The sequence below is a fragment of the Mycobacterium sp. NPDC003449 genome (genome assembly GCF_053588415.1).
In genome coordinates this window covers 1-1,381 of the sequence record NZ_JBSFPX010000377.1, presented here as the reverse complement: position 1 = coordinate 1,381, position 1,381 = coordinate 1, and the positions used below count along the sequence as shown (strand labels likewise).

2 protein-coding genes are annotated in these 1,381 nt (G+C 68.2%); both read right to left on the bottom strand.

What is annotated here, in order from left to right:
• Positions 1-627 (bottom strand): methylmalonyl-CoA mutase family protein (locus tag ACWDTP_RS38465; protein ID WP_450028449.1); only part of this gene is annotated, 627 nt, incomplete at its 3' end.
• 1 nt (position 628) lies between these two features.
• The coding region (locus ACWDTP_RS38460; protein WP_450028448.1) for a methylmalonyl-CoA mutase family protein at positions 629-1,381 on the bottom strand (753 nt) is incomplete at its 5' end.

Here is a 1,381-nt window from a genome sequence, read left to right as displayed (position 1 = left end):
GAGTTTCTCCGGCGCCACCCCCTGTTCCTCGGCGGCCACCACATACAGCGCGAGGATCGGCAGCACCGCACCGTTCATGGTCATCGAGACCGACACGGTCGACAGATCGATGCCGTCGAACAACTGGCGCATGTCGAGGATGGAATCGATGGCGACACCGGCCATTCCGACATCGCCCTGCACGCGCGGGTGGTCGGAGTCGTAGCCCCGGTGGGTGGCCAGATCGAAGGCCACCGACAGGCCCTTCTGACCGGCGGCCAGATTGCGCCGGTAGAACGCATTGGATTCGGCGGCCGTGGAGAAGCCGGCGTACTGCCGGATGGTCCACGGCTGGTTGACATACATCGTCGGGTACGGCCCGCGTACGAAGGGCGGCGCACCCGGAAAACTGTCCAGCGGGTAGCCCGCCTCGACCGCCTCGTCGCGATCGGCGCCGATGTAGACCGGTTTGACGTCGATGCCTTCGGGGGTGGTCCAGGTCAACTGGTCGGGGCTGTAACCGTGCGCCGCTGCGGCAGCGGCCACGTGCGCGTCGACCGCATCCGGGGTCGCGGCTTCGCCTTCGGCGTCGCCGTGCAGTGGTACGTCGGCGAAACTACGGATCTTCGCACCTGTCGTCGCGGTCATATCAGGCCCCCAGTCCGGTGAGCAGGTTTGCCAGCTCCTGAACCGCGTCGATCTTCGCGGTCAGGTAGCCGTCAGGTTTCGAATCGGCGTCCGCCACTGCCTTTTCCGGGCCGGCCAGCAGAACGTCGCGCACCCCAGCGGCGTGCGCGGCGGCGACCGCGGCCGATGCGTCGCTGCCGTAGCGCGTATCGGTGCCGCACAGCACCGCCACGGTCGGTTCCCCGGCCTGCGACACCGCGGTGGCGATGCCCTCGGCGGTCACGGTGCCCGGATTGATCGCCTCGATCCCGCCGGACGCCAACAGGTTGGCCGCGAAGGTCGCGCGGATATTGTGCTCGGCGAGCGGGCCCAACGGCAGCAGCAGCACCCGCGGCCGCGCCCCGGTCCTGGCCAGGAACGCATCCGAACGGTCGCGGAGCGCCTCGAACCCGGCAGCGTAGCGGGTCAGTGTCGTCGCCGGCGAATCCCCTTGGGAAATCGGCTGTTCGGCAAGATTCGGGTATTCGTTGACACCGGTGATCGCGGTACGCCGGTGGGCGATGTCGTCGGCGCGCCGCTGTGCGACCTCGGCGATCTGGCTATTCAGGTAGTCACGCGCGGCGACGAACCCGCCGCGCGATTCGATGTCCTGGAAATGCGACCAGGCCTGCTGAGCGAGCTGGGCGGTGAGATCCTCGACGAACCACGATCCGCCCGCCGGATCGAGAACCCGCCCGATGTGGGACTCCTCCAGCAGCAGCAGCTGGGTGTTACG